20 protein-coding genes are annotated in these 22,689 nt (G+C 41.8%); 14 read left to right on the top strand and 6 right to left on the bottom strand.

Annotation, left to right across the window (positions count from 1 at the left end):
- The first annotated feature begins 34 nt into the window (after positions 1 to 34).
- Positions 35 to 2,236 (top strand): DNA helicase II, encoded by a 2,202-nt coding sequence (uvrD, locus tag DC082_RS02330; protein ID WP_109235586.1) that lies wholly within the window; start codon positions 35 to 37, stop codon positions 2,234 to 2,236.
- 570 nt (positions 2,237 to 2,806) lie between these two features.
- Positions 2,807 to 3,787, top strand: coding sequence for an MDR family oxidoreductase (locus DC082_RS02325; protein ID WP_109235585.1), 981 nt, complete (start codon positions 2,807 to 2,809; stop codon positions 3,785 to 3,787).
- Positions 3,788 to 3,822: 35 nt separating this feature from the next.
- Here the strand turns inward: DC082_RS02325 and DC082_RS02320 are convergent, their stop codons facing one another.
- The 4 genes from DC082_RS02320 to dfrI form a co-directional block, all read right to left on the bottom strand.
- Entirely contained in the window at positions 3,823 to 4,338 is a 516-nt protein-coding gene (locus DC082_RS02320) for a flavin reductase (RefSeq protein ID WP_109201477.1), read from the bottom strand.
- Positions 4,339 to 4,417: 79 nt separating this feature from the next.
- Positions 4,418 to 5,665: a DUF726 domain-containing protein gene (locus DC082_RS02315; RefSeq protein WP_109235584.1), complete on the bottom strand. Its 1,248-nt coding sequence runs from the start codon at positions 5,663 to 5,665 to the stop codon at positions 4,418 to 4,420.
- Between the two features lie 62 nt (positions 5,666 to 5,727).
- The gene (gene cysZ, locus DC082_RS02310) at positions 5,728 to 6,495 is read right to left on the bottom strand and encodes a sulfate transporter CysZ (protein WP_109235583.1); all 768 of its coding nucleotides are present in this window, start codon (positions 6,493 to 6,495) and stop codon (positions 5,728 to 5,730) included.
- A 56-nt stretch (positions 6,496 to 6,551) separates the two neighbouring features.
- The gene (gene dfrI, locus DC082_RS02305; RefSeq protein ID WP_109235582.1) at positions 6,552 to 7,127 is read right to left on the bottom strand and encodes a trimethoprim-resistant dihydrofolate reductase DfrI; all 576 of its coding nucleotides are present in this window, start codon (positions 7,125 to 7,127) and stop codon (positions 6,552 to 6,554) included.
- A gap of 382 nt (positions 7,128 to 7,509) precedes the next feature.
- Between dfrI and pssA the strand changes: the two genes are divergently transcribed.
- The 7 genes from pssA to DC082_RS02270 all read left to right on the top strand — a co-directional run bounded on the left by pssA (position 7,510) and on the right by DC082_RS02270 (position 14,589).
- Positions 7,510 to 8,346: a CDP-diacylglycerol--serine O-phosphatidyltransferase gene (gene pssA / locus DC082_RS02300; protein WP_109235581.1), complete on the top strand. Its 837-nt coding sequence runs from the start codon at positions 7,510 to 7,512 to the stop codon at positions 8,344 to 8,346.
- Between the two features lie 208 nt (positions 8,347 to 8,554).
- Positions 8,555 to 9,661 carry a uracil-DNA glycosylase gene (locus DC082_RS02295; protein ID WP_109235580.1) on the top strand — a complete coding sequence of 369 codons (1,107 nt, stop codon included), beginning with the start codon at positions 8,555 to 8,557 and terminating at the stop codon, positions 9,659 to 9,661.
- Positions 9,662 to 9,877: 216 nt separating this feature from the next.
- Positions 9,878 to 10,399, top strand: a complete 522-nt coding sequence (rimI, locus tag DC082_RS02290) for a ribosomal protein S18-alanine N-acetyltransferase (protein WP_109235579.1) — start codon at positions 9,878 to 9,880, stop codon at positions 10,397 to 10,399.
- Positions 10,400 to 10,564: 165 nt separating this feature from the next.
- Complete coding sequence (locus tag DC082_RS02285; protein WP_109235578.1) at positions 10,565 to 10,807, top strand: sulfurtransferase TusA family protein; 243 nt, start codon at positions 10,565 to 10,567, stop codon at positions 10,805 to 10,807.
- Between the two features lie 109 nt (positions 10,808 to 10,916).
- Positions 10,917 to 12,644, top strand: coding sequence for a single-stranded-DNA-specific exonuclease RecJ (gene recJ, locus DC082_RS02280; RefSeq protein WP_109235577.1), 1,728 nt, complete (start codon positions 10,917 to 10,919; stop codon positions 12,642 to 12,644).
- 308 nt (positions 12,645 to 12,952) lie between these two features.
- Positions 12,953 to 13,909, top strand: coding sequence for a DNA ligase (locus tag DC082_RS02275; RefSeq protein ID WP_239991303.1), 957 nt, complete (start codon positions 12,953 to 12,955; stop codon positions 13,907 to 13,909).
- A gap of 221 nt (positions 13,910 to 14,130) precedes the next feature.
- A complete protein-coding gene (locus DC082_RS02270; protein ID WP_094567288.1) occupies positions 14,131 to 14,589 on the top strand; it encodes an outer membrane lipoprotein in 459 nt (152 codons plus the stop codon).
- A gap of 282 nt (positions 14,590 to 14,871) precedes the next feature.
- Here DC082_RS02270 and DC082_RS02265 read toward each other — a convergent pair whose 3' ends face one another.
- A complete protein-coding gene (locus DC082_RS02265; RefSeq protein WP_109235575.1) occupies positions 14,872 to 16,116 on the bottom strand; it encodes an aromatic amino acid transport family protein in 1,245 nt (414 codons plus the stop codon).
- 586 nt (positions 16,117 to 16,702) lie between these two features.
- Here DC082_RS02265 and nhaC point away from each other — a divergent pair.
- The gene (gene nhaC / locus DC082_RS02260) at positions 16,703 to 18,160 is read left to right on the top strand and encodes a Na+/H+ antiporter NhaC (RefSeq protein ID WP_094567290.1); all 1,458 of its coding nucleotides are present in this window, start codon (positions 16,703 to 16,705) and stop codon (positions 18,158 to 18,160) included.
- Between the two features lie 87 nt (positions 18,161 to 18,247).
- Here nhaC and DC082_RS02255 read toward each other — a convergent pair whose 3' ends face one another.
- Positions 18,248 to 19,036 (bottom strand): AraC family transcriptional regulator, encoded by a 789-nt coding sequence (locus DC082_RS02255; protein WP_109235574.1) that lies wholly within the window; start codon positions 19,034 to 19,036, stop codon positions 18,248 to 18,250.
- A gap of 191 nt (positions 19,037 to 19,227) precedes the next feature.
- Here DC082_RS02255 and DC082_RS02250 point away from each other — a divergent pair, with 191 nt between their 5' ends.
- The 4 genes from DC082_RS02250 (at position 19,228) to DC082_RS02235 (ending at position 22,686) form a co-directional block, all read left to right on the top strand.
- Positions 19,228 to 20,097, top strand: a complete 870-nt coding sequence (locus DC082_RS02250) for a DMT family transporter (RefSeq protein WP_109235573.1) — start codon at positions 19,228 to 19,230, stop codon at positions 20,095 to 20,097.
- A gap of 278 nt (positions 20,098 to 20,375) precedes the next feature.
- A complete protein-coding gene (locus DC082_RS02245; RefSeq protein ID WP_133243673.1) occupies positions 20,376 to 21,044 on the top strand; it encodes a restriction endonuclease subunit S domain-containing protein in 669 nt (222 codons plus the stop codon).
- A gap of 2 nt (positions 21,045 to 21,046) precedes the next feature.
- Positions 21,047 to 22,318, top strand: a complete 1,272-nt coding sequence (locus DC082_RS02240; RefSeq protein ID WP_109235571.1) for an N-6 DNA methylase — start codon at positions 21,047 to 21,049, stop codon at positions 22,316 to 22,318.
- Between the two features lie 113 nt (positions 22,319 to 22,431).
- A complete protein-coding gene (locus tag DC082_RS02235; protein ID WP_109235570.1) occupies positions 22,432 to 22,686 on the top strand; it encodes a hypothetical protein in 255 nt (84 codons plus the stop codon).
- Positions 22,687 to 22,689: the final 3 nt, after the last annotated feature.

Raw genomic sequence — 22,689 nt, 5'->3', positions numbered from 1 at the left:
ATTTATATCACGATAAATTATTCCGGCAAGATAAATGAGTTATTTAGAACAATTAAATGAGAGTCAATATGAAGCAGTGACTGCACCGCTTGGGCCTGTTCGCGTATTGGCGGGTGCAGGATCGGGGAAGACGCGTGTTTTAATCTCTAGAATCGCTTGGTTATTAGAGACTGAGCAAGCAGAGCCTTTTGGTATTTTGGCGGTTACCTTTACCAATAAGGCAGCATTTGAGATGCGTACGCGATTAGAGGATACTCTTAAATTTTCATTAAGAGGTATGTGGATCGGCACCTTTCACTCCCTCTGTCATCGTATTTTGCGCCTTCATCATCGCGATGCAGGATTGATTGAAAATTTCCAAATTCTTGATAGTGATGACCAAGTGCGTCTCTGTCGCCGCGTTATTCGGGCAAGGGGCTTAGATGAGAAGCTCTATCAGCCACGTGTATTAGCCAATTTTATTAATGGGCATAAAGAAGAGGGGCGTCGAGCGCAACATATCGAGGTCTATAATGATGCCTTTACCAAAAATCTCGTCCAGCTCTATCACGATTATCAGACACTGTGTGAACAGTCGGGGCTCGTTGATTTTTCAGAGATACTTTTAAGAACAGTAGAGCTCCTTCGAACCCATCAAGCAATCTTAAATCACTATCAAGAGCGCTTTAAGTTTGTCTTAGTCGATGAGTTTCAAGATACCAATAGTGTGCAATATGCTTGGTTACAGCTACTCTCCGGCAAGCATCATAATCTCTTTGTTGTGGGGGATGATGATCAGTCAATCTATGGCTGGCGGGGAGCAAAAGTGGAGAATATTCTCCATTTCGATACGCATTTTGAGGGGGTAACAACTGTTCGATTAGAGCAGAATTACCGCTCTACTAAGGCGATCTTAGAGGCGGCCAACCATGTTATTGAGAAGAATGATACCCGTTTAGAGAAGCGGCTCTGGACCGATAATGAGTCGACACAACCGATCATTCTCTATCGTGGAACCGATGGTTATGATGAGGCGCGTTTTGTTGTGGAGACCATTAAAGAGCGATTAAAAGAGGGATATCAGAAATCGGATATTGCAATTCTCTACCGCTCAAATGCGCAATCTCGACTCTTTGAGGAGCTGTTACTGCGTGGACAGATCCCTTATCGAGTCTATGGTGGTCTACGCTTCTTCGATCGTGCGGAGATCAAAGATATTATGGCTTATCTGCGCATGGTGGTAAATCCCAACGATGATGTCTCGCTTGAACGCAGTATGACTACACCGCCAAAAGGAATTGGGCAAGCGACGATTGAGACGATTCGAGAATATGCCGCACAGCAGAGAATCTCTCTTTGGGAGTCGATGCAGCATCTTCTTGAGGGGCAGCAGCTTAGCACAAGGGCTCATAATGTTCTTCTTGCCTATAGTGAGCAGATTCATGATCTTATGCAGAAAGTTGAAGAGATGAAGCTCGATCAATTCTTTGCTTACGCTATTGAGCAGAGCGGATTAAAAGCACAATATAAGAAGGAACCACTCAATCGAGGAGAAGATCGGATCGATAACCTCAATGAGCTCATCACAGCAGCAGAGTACTTTATGATGAGTGACCAGGTGGAGTTAGCTTTTAGTGATGATCCTGTGGATATTCAATCCTTAACGACAAGAGAGCAACTCGATGCCTTTATGGGGCAGACATCACTCGATTCTAGTGATGCGCAGGCGGAAGCAGGAGAGGATTCAATTCAATTGATGACGCTCCATGCCTCAAAAGGTTTGGAGTTTCCCATTGTCTTTTTAGTAGGGATGGAAGATGGCATGTTCCCAAGTGATGCTTCCATTCAAGAGGCTGATCGTTTAGAGGAGGAGCGCCGATTGGCATATGTTGGTATTACTCGGGCAGAAAAGGTTCTCTACCTTTTAGGGGCAGAGCAGCGGATGATCTATGGTAAGACGCTCCGGATGCCACCCTCCCGTTTTATCCGAGATATACCCTCTCATCTTGTTGAGATGATCGGTCCGGCGATTGCGATTCGACAAACATTACCTAGTAGTAAGGCTGGGAAGCGAGAACAGTTTGAAGATAATATTGATGGATATAAGATTGGTCAGTTTGTCTCTCACCCCAAATTTGGTGATGGTGTGATTCAAGGATTTGAGGGGGTTGGCGCAAGTACCCGAGTGATCGTAGAATTCTCCGAATCAGGACGTAAGGTTTTAGTTTTAAGCTTTGCTAATTTAAAGATTTTATAAATAATTTATAGAGGTTTTGTAAACGCTTTGTAAGCTCTTTGTAAGCACTTTGTAAAAGTTTTACAGCTATTTATTATGAATTTTTATGAATTTGTAATATTTATGTAAATTATTTCTATACTTTTATTGTCTACTTTTTTCATAAGAGGGGGAATATGATATAGATCATGTTGCTAGAGATGGAAACTTGCTTTATATCAATAGCGTAAAGCGAAAGCTCAGTTAGACTATTACTCATTCCCTAGTAGTAGGCAATAACAAGTTCAAATCATCAATGCATTTCGTCTATTAAATGTTTATTTGAATGGATATGCCTAATATTTTACTGGTTTTAACGTTACGTTAGAACCAGTTTTTTTGCTTGTTTTTTGTTTACTTCCCAATAATTCCTATCTACTATCTCTGTTTCTGTTGCATTAAGAGTTTAGAGAATACTCTAGCGAGAGAAGCATCGATAGGGGGGGTAGAGGTGCTCCTTTATTTACTTTTACCAAAGATGGGTCTACCCTAAATCTATAAGTCTATAAGATCTATCGATAAAGAATGAAGAATAAAAAGAAGGAGTAAAAGATGTTTCAAGCCCTCTATCTGCAGGATACCCCAAGTTTTAGCTGTTCTCTTACATCCGTTACACTCGATGAACTCCACCGTGAGGAGGGAGATACATTGGTTGAGGTTGAGTATTCGACGCTTAACTATAAAGATGCATTAGCAATCACTAATCAGGGGAAGATCGCCCGCCGTTTCCCAATGATTCCGGGGATTGATCTTGCCGGTCGTGTTTTAGAGACGCAATCAGATGCGGTAAAGGTAGGAGATCAGGTATTTATCAACGGATTAGGTTTAGGTGAGAGTCATTATGGCGGCTTAAGTGAGAGAGCTTATCTTAAGGGGGAACAGCTTTTACATCTGCCCGACAACTATACCTCTTTTGATGTAATGGCATTCGGGACAGCCGGATATACTGCGGCACTTTCAGTCGCAAGATTATTAGAACTAGGTTTAACGCCGGAAGGAGGAGAGATCCTTGTATCTGGTGCGACAGGAGGAGTAGGGATGGTTGCTATCATGCTTCTCTCTCAATTAGATTTTGAGGCGGTAGCGCTCACTTCGAAAATAGATCAACCGGAGTTTTTCACTCAGATTGGGGCTAAACGAGTTGAAGATGCGCGAAGCTATTATGAGGCAGGGCGCGTACTACAGAAGGGGCAATACCAAGGTGCGATTGATGTTTTAGGCTCGATCCCGCTTGTTAATATCTGTGCGCAGATTCAATATGGTGGTGTTGTTGCCGCTTGCGGTTTAGCGCGTGGAATGGATCTTCCTGGAAGTGTGGCACCTTTTATTCTGCGCGGTGTTACACTTGCCGGTATTGATAGTGTAATGGCCCCCCGATCGGCACGACTCAAAGCGTGGAAACTCTTGAGTGAGAATATTTGTAGCGCAGAGATTCGCTCGCAGGTTGATGAGATCACCTTACAAGAGGCGATACCTACTGCTAAGAAGATGATTGCCGGTCAAATTCGGGGGCGATATGTTGTTAAGATTTAGCGTAGTATTGATCTAAATGATAGGAGCAGGATGATCTATTTATCAATCTGGCGAAATTGGCGATTGAAATATAGAAGCCCTGCATTCTGATCATCACTAATTGCCATATAATCGAGTTCAAGAATAAAGAGAGTATGAGTACCAACTTCATAAGTTGCAGTGACGCGCCCCTCTAAATTAGCTAAAGCCCCCTTAAGCAGAGGCAGATCAGAAGGTCCTTCTGTAAACTCAAAGCGTTCAAAACGCTCTTCCATTGAGACGGGATGCATACCGCCAAAATATTCTGCAGCTTCTTGCTGTTCAGCGCTTAAGATATTGACTGCCATACGATTGTGAGCTTTAAAGGCGGCGTTGCTGGCACTATTTTGATTGATCGAGACAAGCATTGTCGGAGGTGTATCAGTGATGGAGACAACCGCTGTTGCCGTTAAGCCACACCGGCCCATTGCGCCATTTGTTGTGATAATATTAACGCCGGCACCGAGTTGCGCCATGGCATCTCTAAAGCTCTTTTTTATATCTTGATGGTGATCAATCACTATCTCTTTCATTCTATTATTCCCTCCTGTAGTGAACCATTGATTCTAGCGCTTTCTCCAAGGTTTGAAAAGTAGAGAAGCGATCTTCCTATTATGTGGGGGAATTTGAGCCGGTCTTGCTAATAATACGTTGATAGACCTCTGGGTAATGATCCTTCCACGCTGTGTGTGCTTTGATAATATCGCTGCAATCAATATTAATAATTCGCTCACTATCGCTCTCAATAGGGTAGTAACCAATCGGTCTACTCAGTTTGATATTGGCAATTGCGTAAGTGGTATGGAGCGTTGCATCGTGAATAGAGTGACAATTGTAGATCTTGCCACTAATAGCGGCGGTTAAATCTTCCCACTCTTGAGCATTATTATCGACCGCTCCTCCTAAAAGAATCACATTATTGATCTTCATTTCAGGATGGTATTTGAGAAGCTCAAGTGCATAGAAGATGACACGGCAACCTAAAGAGTGTGCAATTAAGGTGTAAGGCCCCTCTTTACATTGATAGAGGATATTTCCTAAAATCTCCCCGGTATCTGCAGCCTTCTTCATCGAGACATGCCACGGGTTGGTAATGGCGCTATAGGCAAGTTGCGCTAAAAAAAGTTTTTTAGAGAGAATATTTCCAAACTTAGGGGAGAGAAGTGAGCGGGTAAAATCTGCCACATTCTTTGATGCCCATGTTAAGCCATAGATCTCAATATTATCGGGAATAAGCTCAAAAGCACGGCACCAATCTTCAAAAATTTTATCGTGCTCTTTTAGAAACCCATTAATCACAATTGCGCGGTGAGCTCTATTTTGAGATGCTGATCTCTCCTCTTTCCCACTTTTTGGGGATGATTTACTCAATCGAATAATTTCAAAGCGCTCATCATCGGTAAAATATTCACTAAGAAGGTGTTTGCCGATTGTCGCCCCAAAACTGTAGCTTTTATTCTCAAGGGAGAGTAATCGTTTATATTCGGTAATATCTTTAAGTGGGGGATCGAGCGGTGCAAAGCGAATGATCGAACCATCATGCTCTGCACAGCGTTCATTATCCCAAGAAAAGAGTTTTCCAAAGCTCTTCTTATCAGCCCCTTTCGCCATATTGTCACAAAATCGGCACTGTACGGTGTAATTGCCACATTCAACACATTGATAGATGCTTCTACGTAAGCGATGGGCCTCTATCAGCTGATGATCTCTCTTATTGAGGCACCATGAGCAGTAACGATTCTCTAACGTCTCTGCTATTTCCGCCTCTTCAAGTTCCCTCTCAATCGTCTCTTTCTGCTGCACCTTATAGGTTTTATTATCAATTTTCCGTTTATCTTTCCGCCCTAAATCTCGCTTCATCTCTCATCCCCTTTTATCTCATTCCCTTTTAACAATTATCTCGTCTTAACAATAACCTCGTCTTAACAATAATCTGCGCGATATCGATCAACCCACATTGCTGTTGCCCCACAGACAGCTGCGGGCATAATAAAGAGATTGATAATAGGAATCATCGTTAAGAGTGAGACTAAAGCGCCAAATGGGAGGTTGAAGAGACGATCCTTTCCAAGGCGATTTTTCATGTCAGGAAAAGAGATCTTATGATTATCAAAAGCATAATCACAATACTGAATCACCATCATCCAAGAGGCAAAAACAAACCAAAGTACCGGCGCTGCAATATTGATAACGGGAATGAAGGAGAGCACTAAGATTAGAAGCGCACGGGGAAGATAGTAACCTAAACGAACCAATTCTCGATGGATCATTCTCGGTATATCTTTAGCAAAAGCGGCCCATGAGAGATCTACTGCCGGCACGCCAGATCGCTCTTCTTCTACCTTCTCGGCCAGTAGGCTATTGAAAGGGGAGGCGATAATGTTTGCGACAGTACTAAAAAAATACCCAAAAACGAGTACGATCGAGAAGAGGATAAGTGGCCAGAGGATAAAGTGGAGCCAATGAAGCCAGTTAGGGAGATAATCTAAAATCGCGGCGATCCAACCATCGATCTGGAAGTAGAGCCAGATAAAAGCACCTCCAAGAATAAAGATATTGACAACAATCGGGAGAAAGACAAAACGTTTCAATCCCGGCTGCATCATGATGGAAAAACCCTCTAAGAAGTAGTGAAAGCCTGTTTTTCTACTTCGATCTCTCCTATTTCGATTGATCTCTTTCTGACTCATCTATATTGCTCCTTTTTGTTGCCTTGTTCTTGCTCTTACTCAGCTCTTAACTCTTACTATTTTTTGAAGTCCCAAATCTCAAAGGTGTAATCATATCGATTCTTCTCATCTTTATGATGCTTCTCTTCAAAGATGAGGGTTGCATGGCTAAAATCAAAGGGGGGCATCTGGGTATCCCCTTCGATATTGGCATGTACATGGGTAAGATAGAGTCGATCCATCATAGGAAGAGCAGCTCTATAGATCTGCGCGCCCCCCATAATCATAATCTCTTCAACCTCGGGCTCTTTTTTAAGTGCCTCTATCGCAACTGAGAGATCGGAATAGATTAAGCATCCGGGGAGAGTTTCCTTCTCTAAAGAGCGGGAGATTACAACATTAGTTCTGCCGGGAAGTGGTCGGCCGATCGATTGGTAAGTTTTTCGGCCCATAACAATCGGCTTTCCCATAGTGCTCTTTTTAAAAAATTGCAGATCATTAGGAAGATGCCACGGTAGGGCATTCTTATCACCAATTGTGCCATTATCTGCCATTGCTAAGATTAGGGAGATGATGCACTGGTTTTCTCCTCTTTTCTCTGCTGTTTTTTCTCTATCTACTGTACGATTATGGTCGTCTCTGTTCTGATTCATTGAATACTCACTTCACTATTTCATTATCTATGAATGTTGATGTTAATGTGGATGTTAAGGTCAATTTTATTACCTCTTTTCTCTTATTTTCTTCCTATTATAGGGGAATTTCTTTTAAAGTATCCTCTGATTAGATCTGTTGATTCTAAAAAATTGTACCCATTAAGTCTCAATCAGCTTTTAGTTGAGTAATGAGAGCGATTCGCCCAATCCTTCAATTCTAGCTATTACTTTTCTTTGGTTATCTTTGGTTATTTTAAGAAATAGATAATAGCCAATAGACAATAGCAATAGATAATAGACAACTTCCCTGCAACTTACACTTAATTAAATAGTGAGGGGTGCTATAATATCGTCCTACTTATTTTAGGTGTTGATAAAAATGATTGAACAGAAAGAGAGTAACAAAGCGCCTCATAAAAAGAGCAATGCGATCTATGTATTACCTAACTTGATTACCACTGCTTCGATGCTCTGCGGTTTCTCTGCAATTTTAATGGCATTAGATGCCTATTATGGTGCTCATACGGGAGATTCGCCCCAAACCTTCACGCAAGCAGCTATCTTGGTCTTTATTGCGATGATCTTCGACGGTTTAGATGGTCGCGTTGCCAGAATGACCAATAGTTCTAGTGCATTTGGCGAGCAATATGATTCTTTATCAGATCTGATCTCCTTTGGAATTGCGCCGGCACTGATTATCTATCTTTGGGCATTAAAAGAGAGCCACTTCAATATTATTGGTGGAATCTCTTGGTTTGTGGCCTATATCTATCTTGCTTGTGCCGCTCTTCGCTTAGCACGCTTTAATGTGCAGATTGGTAAGGTGGATAAGCGTTTCTTTGTGGGAATGCCAAGCCCAACAGCTGCGGCAATAGTGGTCGGGCTTGTCTGGTTTGGAGAAAATGTGGGTTTAGAGACACCATGGAAAGATTATGCCGCTTTAGCATTGACGCTCTATGCCGGCTTGATGATGGTGACCAATATTAAGTTCTTTAGCTTTAAAGATCTCCGTTTTCAAAATCCCGTTCCTTTTTTCTTTTGGGTTCTACTTGTTTTAGCTTTAGGAATCTTAGCGGTCTGTGTGGTACGCTTCCCAGGGGAGTCGATCTTTATTGTATTATTACTCTATGGATTATCGGGGCCTGTTTATGGAATTTTCCGTTTTCGTAAGAGAAAACAACTCAAGAGCCAGCCAAAAGCAGCAAGACAACGTTAGAGTTATTAGCCGATTGACCGACTGACCGGTTAGTCGATTAGTTGATTGGTCAACTAGATAATTTAGATAATGGGACATCTGCCTATATATTATCGATTATCTAACGCTGTGATTATCTAATGCTGTTTTATAGGTTATTAAAATTTTAATGGGTCAGATGAGGTCGGTCGATAAGGCCTCATCTCTTTTTTGATAGGGAGTAGGAGAGATGGATACCAGACAAGCTGAATATCTGAAGCTGTTGGGAATTCAAGCCTGGTGTAAGCAGGAGGATCTCCCTATAATTCAAGCGCATCTTCAGCAGGAAAAAGCACCACAAAGTGGAAATAGCGCCCCATTAGTGCGAGAGCCGAAAGAGGGGCGTATACGCTTACAAGATCAGATGGCTTCTCTCTTTGATGAACGGCCTTCTGGAAAAACGCCTGATCAGAGATCTGCGGCGGGAATGGCAGGGGCACATCTTGTTGATAAGGCGCCGGCGTCACATTCCGGTGAGGTAGAGCAGCCTCTAATAACTGAATCATTATCGAAATCATTATCGGAATCATTATCGGAGTCGTTATCGCCCCAAGTCTCACAGAGGGAGGGAGTAGCGCTACAGGAAACGGTACAAAATCCGGCTGATCTCAATGTTTTAAAAGAGCGTGTTGCGCCACAACAATCTTTTCAGGTAGAGGTTGCACCAAGAGCGCCGGAGAAGATCGCAGTGAGAGGACCATTTACCCCTACTCCCTATCAGTTTCCGACAGATTCCTCTATCTATTCGCCACAATTTGCCGAAAGTATTCAGCAGTGTCGAGGGTGTGAATTTTCTCAGTCACGGCATCAAGCAACATTACCGCGACAATATCCTGATGCGCCAGTGATGGTGATTACGGATATCCCCCTAAAAGAGGAGATGTATCAGGGGTTAGTCTTAGATCGCGCAGATGAGTCCTTCTTCTATCAGGCATTGAATCGCGTTGGTTTTAAGGTTGAAGAGCTCTATATTACTCCCTTTATTAAGTGTCGGCCGCCTGAATTACGTGATGTGGAAGAGAGTGAGTGGCATGCCTGCTATGCTATCTTACGGCAGGAGATTTTAGCGTTACAGCCGAAGGTAATCTTTCTTCTAGGACGAAATTGCGTTAAATTTCTTCTCCAGAGCGAGCTCCCCTTTGGGTCACTCCGTTTAACACCCCATCAATTAACCTTTGACGGGGTTACTATTCCGGCAGTGATCTCCCATTCGCCTAAAGTTTATGCGCGAAATTCCCGTTTAAAAGCGAACTTTTGGCAAGATGTGAAATTTTTACGCCGGCAATATCTTGCTTAAGCGGTATGCTATTACGATTCAATCTATTACTATTCTATAAATAATGGTTTTAACGGCTTTTAATGACTTTTAATGACTTTGTTATAGATGAGGGATAGGACTCTTTTTGTGAGGAGCATTGATAAATAGAATCGTTCCGACAATGGGTGTTCAGAGTTTCAAGATGCAGTAAAGATCAAGATACTCATGAGAGGTATCTTTTATTAGGGAGGAGAGATGGAAAAGAGAAGAGAAGAGGAGATTGCAGCACTATTTGCAAGGCTCTCAATTGTGCCGGCAACAGTAGAAGATTTAGAGAGTATTGTTGAAATTGAGCAGAGAGCCTATCCTGTACCTTGGAGTAGAGAGCAGTTACTTGCCGTCTTTCAGCAGAAGGTAATTCGTTTAAAACTTCTTCTTGATGAAGAGATCGTGATCGGTTATGCCTTTGTCTCTATTGTATTAGATGAAGGGCATCTGCTCCACATTACAGTTGATCCGCAATATCATGGAAAGCGATTAGGATACTATCTCCTCGATGCGATCTTAAAATTAGGGGAGAAAGAGAAGTTGGCAACGCTCTTTTTAGAGGTCCGTGCCGGGAATGAACCTGCGCGCCGGCTCTATGATCGGATCGGATTTAATCAAGTCGGTCTGCGGAAAGGTTACTATCCTTGTAATATCAATGGACGGGAAGATGCGATTGTGATGGCTTATACTTTTCCAACGGCAATCTTTAATTTCAATTTAGAAGCATAAAGTTAGAAGCATCGCTAGCAATCGGTGATCAATATCGATGATCAATATCAATGATAAATGCCGATGAGTAGCATCAATGAGTCTATAAGAGAACTTTATAAGGCTCGTTTACAAGTGAGTTAAGTGAGTTAAATTACTAAGCGCGTTAAAAGTAGAGGATTAATAATGAGTGAGTGTCATGATAAAGCAGTTATTCAGCTCGATCTGAAAGGATTAAACTGTCCCATGCCGATCTTAAAGACAAAGCAAGCATTGATGCGTGCCGAGAAGGGGGATCGACTAGAAGTCTATGCAACAGATCCCCATGCAGAGATCGATTTTAAAGCCTATTTAGCACGAACAGAGCATCAACTTCTCTCTTTTGAGAAGCGGGATGGTCTCTTTATCTTCTTGATAGAAAAGGCATAATAGAGCCCGATATCAGAAGCATTAGAAGTATCAGTAATAGTAATAACGTTAAATATTAAATATTAATTAAGTTAATTAAGGTATTGATTGGTTAAAGACCAAAGAACGCATGAAGATTATTCGTAGAACCCCCCAACATTCCCATATTGCCCCGCAACACTCCTCCTTTCTCCAAGAGATCTTAAAAAAGAGAGCCATTGATGATCCGGCAGAGCTCGATCTCTCCCTTCGTGGGCTCCACTCTTTTGAAAGCTTGAGTAATATAGAAGAGGCAACAGCGATTGTTGTCGATGCGATTTTAGAGCAGAAAGAGATCTTAATTGTGGGTGATTATGATGTTGATGGTGCAACAAGTATCGCCTTAGCGGTTAGAATTTTGCGGGAGTTTGGATGTCATCATGTCCGCTATACAGTGCCGCACCGCATCTTAGATGGTTATGGACTTTCAACACCTCTAGTGCGTAAGATTTTACGTAATCCTCCCGATCTACTCATTACGGTGGATAATGGAATCTCTAATATTGATGGCGTTGCTCTTGCGCGTGAAGCGGGGATCGATGTTATTGTGACCGATCACCATCTACCACCCGAGACACTTCCTAATGCCAATGCTATTGTGAATCCCAATTTAGTGGGAGATCAATTCCCGAGTAAAGCATTAGCCGGGGTTGGGGTGATCTTTTATCTTCTCTCTAGTGTTCGTGCAAGATTGCAAAAGATCGGATATTTTGGGGAGAATCCAGCCCCTAAAATGGGGAAATATCTCGATATTGTTGCGCTGGGAACCGTTGCAGACCTAGTGCCACTTGATGCTAATAATCGTAAAATTGCTCAGCAGGGGCTCTTAAGAATGCGCCAAGGGATTACTATTCCCGGCATTGCGGCGTTAATTGAGGTCTCTAGTCGCAATCAAGCGCGCCTTTCAACCAGTGATATTGGGTTTGGAATTGCGCCGCTACTCAATGCTGCAGGTCGACTCGATAATATGCAGGTAGGAATTGAGCTTCTTCTAACCGAAAGCCCAGAAGAGGCTCGAGCCATTGCGCAGGAGCTCTTTAGTATGAATGAGGAGCGTAAGCGGATCGAGCAGGAGATGCGTGAAACGGCTGATTTTATCCTCAATGAGATCTCGTTAGATGATCAAACATTGCCACTTTCGATCTGTCTCTATGATCAATCTTGGCATCAAGGAATCACCGGGATAGTTGCTTCTCGTATTAAAGAGCAATATTACCGTCCCACCTTTATCTTCGCTTATGATAATGAGGGATTAGTCAAAGGATCAGGGCGCTCTATTCGGGGCATTCATCTTCGAGATCTGATGAGCAATGTTGCGCGAGATAATCCTGGCTTGATTGTTACTTTTGGGGGGCATGCGATGGCCGCAGGTCTCTCTTTAATGGAGGAGAATATTCCCCATTTCCAGAAGGCGATGGAAGAGGAGATCGAGCGCTTTTTAGCGCAAAATGGAGAGGATCAAGAGGCGCTTTTGAGTCAAAAGATTTACAGTGATGGACCACTACCACCTACGGCTTTCAATCTGCAATTTGCCGATGAGATTAAGTTAGCATTCCCATGGGGACAGCAATTTCCCGAACCGATCTTTGATGATCGCTTTGAAGTGCTCGATTATCGTATTCTCAAAGGTACTCACTTAAAATTTACGCTAAGAGCGCCGGGAAATGGGGAGTCTTTTGAAGCAATGGCCTTCTTCCAAGCGCATCAATTAGTGGATCATGTTGGGGAGATTCATTGTGCATTTAAGCTCGACATTAATGAGTGGCGAGGAAATCGTAATCTACAGTTGATTATCGACTACTTTACGCCGGTGGCATAGTAGCAATAATAAACACGGATGATACGGATGATACGGATGATACGGATGATACGGATGATACGGATGATACGGATGATACGGCGCCACCATCACCGCTCCTGACTTTTATGTTTTCGGTCACTTTTCTTTTTCTGCTATCTCCGTTTTGATCAGTCGATAAGGCAACAGAAGACACAATTTGGCAGACATAGACTAACTTTATACTTTTTATTCAGTTTAACGAAGTATAGAGGCGTCTTATGCAACAGATAGAGACCAGATTAGAGTTCACCGGATTAGAATTAAATTTAGGGTTGAATCATTCTTTGTTGAATCAGCGCTTACCATTTCAGCGCTATTGGCAGAGATTTTTTTGGCACTTTTCATCCCCTATTTTACAGCTTTTCCTATTACTGTTGATCATCGTGCCGGCAAATGCCGTTCCGTTGCAGCATGGAAAGAGTTTAACCCCTGCTATATTAGATGAGATTATTGTGCAGGAATATTTTGTGAGTGAAAAGCTCGATGGTGTTCGCGGCTATTGGGATGGGGAGCAACTTCTCTCCCGGCAAGGGTATGAGATCGTTGCACCAAAATGGTTTACAGAGCATCTTGGAGATACCCCTTTAGATGGGGAATTGTGGCTAGGGCGAGAAACCTTCCAAGAGATCTCCGCCTTGATCGCGCGTGCCGATCGGGATGATCCGCTCTGGAATAGGGTGACTTATCAGATTTTTGATCTGCCGGCAGAGCGAGGCCCCTTTCGTGATCGCGTTGCCAAGATGGCGCAATATCTCCCTCTTTTAGCGGAGAAAAATCCCCATATCACAATGATTCCTCAAATACGAGTGAACTCTAAAAGAGCACTTAAAAGAGAGCTAGATAGGGTCGTTTCGCTAGGGGGAGAGGGATTGATGCTCCATCATCAAGATGCTTTTTATCAACCCTATATTCGTCACGGTCAGCTGCTGAAGATGAAAAAGGTGGAAGAAGATTGTGCGATGGTAATCGGTTACACTCCAGGGAAGGGTAAGTATCGGGGTATGGTAGGTGCTTTGCGCGTTAAAAATGTTATTGAAGGGGAGACGAAGTATTTCAAAATCGGCTCCGGTTTGAAGGATCACGATCGGCAATCACCACCAGAGATTGGGCAGTGGATTCGTTATCGCCACAATGGCTTTACTGATCGGAAGATTCCTCGCTTTGCACGAGTTGTCGATATTAGTGGTGAGCATTGTGAGCAATTATCAGAGCAGGAGTTTAGGGCGTTAGAAGAGGCAATTTAGCTTGAGATGAGATTATCTGTTTGTAGATATGGGGTTATCTATTATAATAATGGGGTTTATAGGATCTATATCGGATAATGGAGAGAACGATCATCTCGGAGATTCCCTGAAAAGTTGCTTAAGAGTGGCTGATAGAGAATAAGTTTTAAGAAGTTGCAAGAGAGATCGATAGGGAATTTAACCTTCTGCTATTATCACTTTTATTATATAAGAGGCTTAAAATGAAGAAATTAACAATGATTGGACTTGCAGTATTGACGCTTGCTGGTTGTACAAACTCAAGTCTATATTCGGGTGATGTCTATACAGGAAACCAGGCGAAAACAGTTCAATCAGTCTCCTATGGTACAGTTGTTGCAGTTCGTCCTGTAACGATTCAAGCGGAAGGTTCATCATTAGGAACCGTCTCTGGTGCAGTCTTAGGAGGTGTTCTTGGTAATGCAATGGGTGGCGGTCGTGGTCGTAATATTACAACCGCTGTGGGTGCCGTTGCAGGTGGAATCGCAGGAAATAAAGTTGAGCAACAGATGGATAAAGTTCAAGGTGTTGAGCTCGATATCAAAACCGATAGCGGACAAACAATTGCGGTGGTACAAAAGCAAGATAAGAGCCTTTTCCGCCCAGGTCAGCGTGTAAGAATGGTAGGAAGTGGTCGTAATATCAACGTCTCTCCTCTTTAATAGCATCGATTATCGAGCGTAAGCGCATTAAAAAATGCATAACAAAAAGGATCTAAAATGGAGTAAATCCTCTATTTAGATCCTTTTTCTTTTTATTGTAATAATCAATTCTTAAGAGAGTTATTGAAGCAGCGGGAGCTGACTCATTCTTGCTTATTGCCATTGAATGTCCGCCGATTGGCATCTTTAATGCCGGGAAAAATCACTATTTAAATGATTAAGACTTCATCCCAAGATCGGCGCATTGCGCGCCGATTGGGTTATTGTATTATTTGAAAAGTATTATTTGAAAAAGTTAAGTGCAGAGACATTGAAGACTTCCACCAATAGATGGGAGACAATTGCCACTAAACCGTAGAGAATGATGATGTAGGGCATCACTTTACCACCAAAAGCACGAAATGAGACAGCCGGTTTTTGCCCACTCTTTTCTGCTTTTTTCCGATAATTGATCACCATTGCGGCCGGTACAATAACAGACCAGATCGCAGCAAAGAGACCTGCAAACCCGATCGCTAATACAAATCCATTTGGAAAGAGCATTCCTAAAATTGTAGGAGGTAAGAAGGTGATCAATGCTGTTAAAAAGCGACCTTTATGACCATCATTAATCTTAAAGAGGTCAGCAATATAGTCGAAAAGACCCAATCCTGCGCCTAAAAATGAGGTCACAACTGCAAAGAACGCAAAGAAACGGAGCGCTAAGCCGGCAAAAGGTGAAGCATTAACCTCATCGAGTAGCCATGCAACTTGGTCACTTCCCACAGAGAGGAAGCTTTCACGCTCAATACTTCCCATAATAGCGACCATCCAAGCAAGATAGAAGATAAAGGTGATGGACATTCCCCACGCAATCGCTTTTTTGATCTTTTTCCCCTCAATTCCATAATATTTTACAAAGCTAGGAACGCTGGCATGGAAGCAGAAGGAGGTTAAGAAGAAGGGCAGGCTGGCAAAAGCATAGATGGCATAACGAGATTCACCACTTGGCTCAAAGAGATAGGGAATCTCGATCTTGCCTAAAAGACCAGTCACTGCGGCGAAAAGGGTCAAAAACATACCGATCATTAAGATGGTTGAGATACGATCAACCGCTTTTGTGCTCCACCAAACGATGCCGGTGAAGAGCAGGGCGAAAATCAGTGAGGATTGATAGCGTGGAATCGCAATATCGAAATTGTGACCGATGGTATTACTGATCACAGAACCAGAACCGACGACATAAGCATAGAGAAGAATATAGAGAACAAAGGCGACAGAGAAACCATTTACAAAGCGCCAAAGACCGCCTAAATTATCTTTAACTAAAGTATCAAAGCTAGCCCCCGGTCGATAACCTAAATTGACCTCTAAGATCTGCTCCGCAGTAATATACATAAAAAAAACAGTCAAGAGCATTATCATGACTGTCCAACCAAACCACATCCCAGCAGATGCGATCGGTAAGCTTAACATTCCGGCTCCAATCATGGTTCCTGCAGCGATCATTGCGCCACCCACAACTGAAGGCGATTTATCTACTTTCATCTTCTTCCTCATCGGTCTACAACATAAGTTTGACCTGTTAGTTGATATTGCTCATTACTATATGATCACATATATTGATCATGTGTCTCGATCAGCATCGATCAGCCAATCGGCTAATATGAATTGATAAGTGCTGATAAGCGCTGATAAGAATCTACCGAATTTATCAAATCTATCAAGCCTATCAAATCGATTGATGCTCCAAATTTATTACTGAAAGTCTCTAATATTATCACGATCTACTATTACTGTAATGATTAATCGGGAAAATCGCGGGATAAAAATAGATCTTTGGGGATAATATGTGATAGACTTCTCGCCATTGACTGCAACATAATATGATTTTTTGATTCGTTTATCACTTCACTTACTGCACAGCCCATCTTTTTTTAGTCCGTTTATTTCATTTGCGTAAGTAGGCCTTTTATTTGAGTACCGTTGCAACAGCGTCAATACTTTGGGCCCTATCCTTCAGATTTTATAATCACTCTTTTATTGATATTTGAATACTGATGTCTCAATCAGCGACTATTAAGAATGATGGATAGATTTTCTCCTCTTGCACCTTATTGAGGAAATAATAAAAATGACTATTGAAGTATCGCCAGTTGAAGCGATTTCAACAAGAAAACCCACGATTATTGAAGCATTTATTCCCATAATATTTATGATGTTCTCCCTTGTGATCGGGATCGGTCTATGGGATGTTAGCCCCCATATACCCCTCTTATTGAGTGTCTGTGTAGCGATTATTGTCGCAATGCGCTTAGGTTTTAAGTGGAAAGCGATCGAAACGGGAATGTTAGATGCCGTTCGTCTTGCGCTACAAGCGATTGTAATTCTGATTGTGATCGGTACCATTATCGCCTCTTGGATTGCCGGCGGCATTGTTCCGACCTTGATCTATTATGGACTCAATCTTCTTAATCCTGCCTATTTTCTAGTTGCTGCATGTGCCATCTGCTGCATTATCTCAATCGCATCGGGAAATGCTTGGACTGCCGCTGGAACAATAGGGATTGCGATTATGGGGATCGGCTTTGGTTTAGGAATTCCTCCAGAGATGGTTGCAGGAGCAGTAATTTCCGGCGCTTACTTTGGCGATAAGATCTCCCCGCTTTCTGAGTCGACCAACTTAGCGCCAGGAATCGTAGGGGTCGATCTCTTTGAACATATCCGCTATATGCTCTATACCACCATTCCGGCATTGATTATCTCTCTGATCCTTTTTACGATTTTAGGCTTTAGTGCAACCGCAGATTTAACTGATACAGCAGCGACAAACTTCACTCTACGAGAAGATCTTAAAGAGCTCTTTGTGATTTCCCCTTGGCTTCTACTTGTGCCGGCATCGATCATTATTGTGATGATCTTCCGTATACCGGCATTTCCAGGGCTGATGATCGGCTCTATTTTGGGCGTGCTCTGCGCGCTCTTTGTGCAGAATGCTGATCCTAGCATGGTGATGAATGCGCTCTATGATGGTTACAGTATCACCACAGATAATGAGACGCTCAATGAACTTCTTAATAATGGCGGGATTGTCTCGGTCTTCTCGACAGTATCGCTTGTGATTATCGCAATGTGTTTTGGGGGGATTTTAGAGTTTACCGGCATCTTCCAGACTATCGTTGCCTCTATTGTTCGTTTAGCAAAGACAACAAAGAGTCTGATTATTGCCACAGTAACAACCTGTATTACGGGCAATATTGTCGGATGTGATCAATATATGTCGATCATTGTGCCGGGTAGAATGTATGCAGAGGAGTATCGTAAGCGTGGGATTAAGGGAAAAGTTCTCTCTCGTACATTGGAAGATTCCGGAACGATGACCTCACCGCTTATTCCTTGGAATACTTGTGGTGCTTTTATGGCGACCACACTGGGCGTTGCGACATTCGATTATCTTCCTTATACCTTTCTTTGTCTCTTAAGTCCGGTGATTGCAATCGCTTATGCCTTAACGGGTTATACCATTGAATATTATGAAGATGGTGAAGCGCCGAAGAAAGTGAGACGTTTTAGAATGCCGAAGCGAATCTAAAATAGAGACTTTTGATGAGAAGTTAAAATTTATAATATCGCTTATAGTATCGCGCGATAAGAGAGTGATCGAGAGGTCACTCTTTTTTTATGCTGAGCGAAGATGGATCTGCCGGTAACGATCAGGTGTCATACCGGTCATTTTAAGAAAGAGGGTAATAAAGCTAGAGGTAGAGCGATATCCGAGCCTAAATGCACTCTCCTCAACGCTATAACCTTTCTCTAAAAGTGCTGAACCATGGATAAAACGAAGACGCGCAGACCATTCACTAAAGCTCATCCCTAATTCTTTTTGAAAGTAGCGTGCGAGCGTTCGCTCGGTTGTATAGACTCGCTCCGCCCACTCTTTAAGCGTTAATCGCAGTGCCGGATTGGCTTCTAAGGCACTTAAAATGGGCATTAAATAGCGATGATGAGAGAAGGGGAGATAAGTATGGCCGACCATTGCCTCTTCAAGCTCATCGATAAAGACAAGGCTTCGGCGATAATCACGATCACTTTCAGGCAGATAGATCTCTTTTGCAAAGAGCTCATCAATGATACTCGATGCGATAGCGCTCAGCTGTAGGAGCGATGGGGTTTGTGGAAGCTTTTTCGCCTCTGCTTCACAGATATTGACTGAGCGAAAGCGTGCTTCAGCGCGACTATAACAGCTATGAGAGCAGAGTGGTGGAATCCAGATAGCAAATCCCGGCGGGGCAATAAAGCGTTCTTGAGCAATCTCTAAGGTGATCACACCATCATTAACTAAAATCATCTGTCCCCAAGAGTGGGAATGGCTTAAATATTCTGTCGCTTCATTGATATGTTCATCCGCTAGCATAATAAGGCGCTTAGGGTGATGTTGAAATGATTGCAGAGGAAGTTGCTGTACCATTAAAAGCTCCTATTAGAGAGAAGTTGGGGGAGATTGTCTGAATAGTGAGGAGGATTGTCCGATTTCCATTATATCCCTCATATCAGACAAGACTATACTATCCCTCAAGTGATTTTCTTACAACTTATTCACTTATAAGCTACTCAATTAATATCTACTCACAATATCTACTCAATCTAGGAGTTATCACTATGCAATTTGCAGCGATGTTCTATCCCCTTTTAGCCGTCTTAATTTGGGCGATGAATGCTGTTGTCAACAAATTATCGACGGGAGTTGTCGAGCCAGAGACTATCTCATTTTACCGATGGTTCTTTGCCTTTTTAATCTTAACCCCTTTCTGCCTTAAAAAGAGCATTAAAGAGTGGGATACAATTCGCCCTTATCTTGCTAAGTTGGCATTTTTAGGGCTTTTAGGAATGGCACTCTATCAATGTCTTGCTTACTATGCCGCCTATACCATTAGCGCGACGATGATCGGTATCTTTATCTCTCTCATTCCGCTCTTAACTATTATTTTGAGCCTATTTATCCTTAAAACACCGATCACATTGGGTTTAATTATCGGTAGTGCGCTCTCCTTTTTCGGGATTATCTGGCTGATTAGTGGTGGTATGCCGGGAATTCTCTTTGAAGTAGGCGTAGGGCAAGGGGAGTTGATGATGTTAGTTGCCGCTTCTGCCTATGCGCTCTATGGTGTCTTGACGAAAAAGTGGCAGATTCGCCTCTCTGTTTGGCAATCTCTCTATTGGCAGATCATCTTTGGGATGATTCTTCTTCTCCCACTCTTCTGGCTAGCGGCTGATCGGGCAATCACATCTGATAATATCGGTTTGATTCTCTTTGCCGGCATTCCCGCCTCTATTATCGCTCCCTTTTTATGGATTAAAGGAGTCGCTTTTCTTGGCCCTAATAAGACAGCACTCTTTATGAATCTTTCACCGCTATTAACAGCACTGATCTCCATTGTTGTACTGCATGAATCTCTAGAGAGCTATCACTATATCGGTGGCGCCGTCTCTCTAACAGGTGTCATGATCGCACAGAGATTTTCGCAGTAGGGGGTATATATATCAATGTAGAAAGAGTCTAAAAAATTTTTTAGAAGAGATCTCATCTATTGGTGAGATCTTTTTTTATTTCGAAAATAAGTAGGCGTGAGTCAATACCCTATTGAATTAACAATAAGTTAACTTTCTTTGGAAGCTGTTTTGTGTCGATTCTATCGTTAAAATAACTCGATAATCGACATTGTTTTCCACTAATACTTAAATCGTAATGAAAAAACGATTTGACTTTAAATTATGAAATATGTAATATAAGCATCATCGGAGGGCTGATGAGAAAAGTAAGTGCCCCCAAGAAGCTAAAAGTTATTGAGATTAAAAGGAGGTTTATTGTGGTAGAGAAGAGAGCGTTAAAAGAGATTGCATTAGTCGCATCAGCTGGTGTTATTCGATCTGAAGATTTAAAAGTCGATCTTTATGATAAAGAGGTTGTGCTGTTAACCGGCAATAATGTTTCAGAATTAGGGATTTTGTTTTTAGAAGAAGGAGGAGATGAAAAAAATATAAAGAAGGTATTTGTAGAAGAGAAGACATTTTTAGAGAAGAAGCTAGAGGCCGGAGATATTGTCTTTATATCTCGAGGCGCCCACTTTAGAGCAGCTATAGTAAGAGAAGAGGATCTACGCTTTGATCTACTTCCATCGCCTAATTTTTTAGTGATCAAGGTAAATCCAGAGCAATCTGCAGAAGTAATTGTTGCTTATCTCAATAGCTTTATAGGGCAACAACAGTTGAATCACATTGCTGTAGGTGCATCTTTAAGAAATATTCCAGTAGGTAAATTGAAGGATTTTAATATTCCTTATCTATCTCAAGAGAAGCAATCCGCATTAAACACTCTTTTCTATAAAAATATAGCGGCATTGGAATCTATCTTGGCGTTATATACCCAGCAACAGCGAGTCTTTAATGCCGTTATTAGTAACTTAGTGGAGGAGTAATAATGAAATATAGATCGAAGTTTTATAGTGTAACTGATAGTTTGCGCAGTCATGTTGAGCAAGACTCTATTATTGAGGTGATGGTAGTTACAGCCTATCTATTTTGGAGTAATCCAGAAGCTACAATTAGTGCAACTCAAAGAGGTGAAAAAGCTCTACAGAGTCACTTTTTTGAAGCATTTATGCAGCATGAGTTAGAGAAATATTTCGATAAAGAGAATTATCGGCGATTGAAATTAGGAGAAATATTCTCTTTCTACTTAAAGCTCTATGAGGATTTCGGGAAATCTAAGGAGCAGTTTTCTGTCGTGGTTGCAGAATGGATCTTTGCAGCAGATATTAAAGAGCAATTTGAATCAGTTGATCCAGGATCTTCATCGCAACTTATGAGTGAGATTGCAAAATTGTATGGTGAGGGTCTAGTTTATGATGGCGCTATGGGGCTAGGAAGGTTGCTCTATCTCTTAAATCCAGAGAGTTTCATCGGTAAAGAGATCATGGCACATATCGCATACTTAAGCAGACTGCTCTTTACAATGTTAGGAAGAGAAGGCGATATTCAGATTGAAGATGCTCTTCTTACTGAAGAGAGTTCTTATCAGGCAGATATCGTTGTATCACAACCTCCGTTATCAATGAGGTTAAAACCAGGAATAAATTATGATGAAAAACCTTACTTATTAATTACTGGAAAAGTACCCTCTAGTCGAGGTGATAGTTTATGGATTCAGGAGAGTCTCTATCACGTTAAAGAGGAAGGACGAGTTATTTTACAACTGCCTCCGGGTTGGTTTTTCCGTGGAGGTTATGATCAAGCTTTACGACAGGCATTGATAGATCGAAATTGGATTGAAACGATTATCTATCTCCCTCAAGGGTTACTAAATTACACAGGAATTAATACTAACATTTTAATCTTAAATAAATCTAAAGAGAGTGCAACCATTCGTTTGATTGATACTCGGGAGTTTGGGAGAAAAGGTAAGCTCGGTAAAACCTACTTTACAGAGGAAGCGGTTGAGGAGATTGTCTCTCTAATAGAGCGTAAAAAAGTTGGGCAATATGATTTTGTGAAGGATGTCGAACTACTAGAGATTGTTAAACAGGAATATAACTTAGATAGTAATCAATACTTTAGTGAGGAGTTAGAGATAGAAACTTTAAATATTGAAAAAGAGCTCAAGCAACTTGAGAAAATGTTTGAGGATCAACAGAGAAAGCAGCAAGATTTTATTAAGAAAATCCCCTACTTTATCAAAAATAAAGGGCATTAAAATATGCAGAGTAGGGAAATAAAGGGGTTGATGGGGATTTTGATATTTTTTAACAAGCAGATCAATACCTTAAGTGCTTGAAAAATTAGAAGAGATAAAAATAGGAGGATAGTATGCAACAGACACAACACTTTAAGCACAGATTAAGTCAGCGAGGAGTAACACGAAAAATGGTTGATTTCACCTTAGATTATGGAAGGGTTGATGGCGATCGTTGGGTTCTAGATCGTAAAAATATAGATCGAATGATTGAGCATCTTGAAAATGAATTAAGAGTCGCAAAAAAGATTCGGGATAAAGGTGGGACTATTGTTATTACAGAAGATAATAAGTTTATCACGACTTATATTCGAGAAAGTCACCATTAAAAT

Source organism: Ignatzschineria indica (genome assembly GCF_003121925.1).
GTDB classification, from domain to species: domain Bacteria; phylum Pseudomonadota; class Gammaproteobacteria; order Cardiobacteriales; family Wohlfahrtiimonadaceae; genus Ignatzschineria; species Ignatzschineria indica.
Note: the sequence above shows the minus strand (reverse complement) of the source record. Positions and strands in the feature narration are given on the sequence as shown.

Coding starts and splice junctions, on each gene's coding strand:
- uvrD (WP_109235586.1), top strand. CDS start 35: ATGAGTTATTTAGAACAATTAAATGAGAGTCAATATGAAGCAGTGACT.
- DC082_RS02325 (WP_109235585.1), top strand. CDS start 2,807: ATGTTTCAAGCCCTCTATCTGCAGGATACCCCAAGTTTTAGCTGTTCT.
- DC082_RS02320 (WP_109201477.1), bottom strand. CDS start 4,338: ATGAAAGAGATAGTGATTGATCACCATCAAGATATAAAAAAGAGCTTT.
- DC082_RS02315 (WP_109235584.1), bottom strand. CDS start 5,665: ATGAAGCGAGATTTAGGGCGGAAAGATAAACGGAAAATTGATAATAAA.
- cysZ (WP_109235583.1), bottom strand. CDS start 6,495: ATGAGTCAGAAAGAGATCAATCGAAATAGGAGAGATCGAAGTAGAAAA.
- dfrI (WP_109235582.1), bottom strand. CDS start 7,127: ATGAATCAGAACAGAGACGACCATAATCGTACAGTAGATAGAGAAAAA.
- pssA (WP_109235581.1), top strand. CDS start 7,510: ATGATTGAACAGAAAGAGAGTAACAAAGCGCCTCATAAAAAGAGCAAT.
- DC082_RS02295 (WP_109235580.1), top strand. CDS start 8,555: ATGGATACCAGACAAGCTGAATATCTGAAGCTGTTGGGAATTCAAGCC.
- rimI (WP_109235579.1), top strand. CDS start 9,878: ATGGAAAAGAGAAGAGAAGAGGAGATTGCAGCACTATTTGCAAGGCTC.
- DC082_RS02285 (WP_109235578.1), top strand. CDS start 10,565: ATGAGTGAGTGTCATGATAAAGCAGTTATTCAGCTCGATCTGAAAGGA.
- recJ (WP_109235577.1), top strand. CDS start 10,917: ATGAAGATTATTCGTAGAACCCCCCAACATTCCCATATTGCCCCGCAA.
- DC082_RS02270 (WP_094567288.1), top strand. CDS start 14,131: ATGAAGAAATTAACAATGATTGGACTTGCAGTATTGACGCTTGCTGGT.
- DC082_RS02265 (WP_109235575.1), bottom strand. CDS start 16,116: ATGAAAGTAGATAAATCGCCTTCAGTTGTGGGTGGCGCAATGATCGCT.
- nhaC (WP_094567290.1), top strand. CDS start 16,703: ATGACTATTGAAGTATCGCCAGTTGAAGCGATTTCAACAAGAAAACCC.
- DC082_RS02255 (WP_109235574.1), bottom strand. CDS start 19,036: ATGGTACAGCAACTTCCTCTGCAATCATTTCAACATCACCCTAAGCGC.
- DC082_RS02250 (WP_109235573.1), top strand. CDS start 19,228: ATGCAATTTGCAGCGATGTTCTATCCCCTTTTAGCCGTCTTAATTTGG.
- DC082_RS02245 (WP_133243673.1), top strand. CDS start 20,376: ATGAGAAAAGTAAGTGCCCCCAAGAAGCTAAAAGTTATTGAGATTAAA.
- DC082_RS02240 (WP_109235571.1), top strand. CDS start 21,047: ATGAAATATAGATCGAAGTTTTATAGTGTAACTGATAGTTTGCGCAGT.
- DC082_RS02235 (WP_109235570.1), top strand. CDS start 22,432: ATGCAACAGACACAACACTTTAAGCACAGATTAAGTCAGCGAGGAGTA.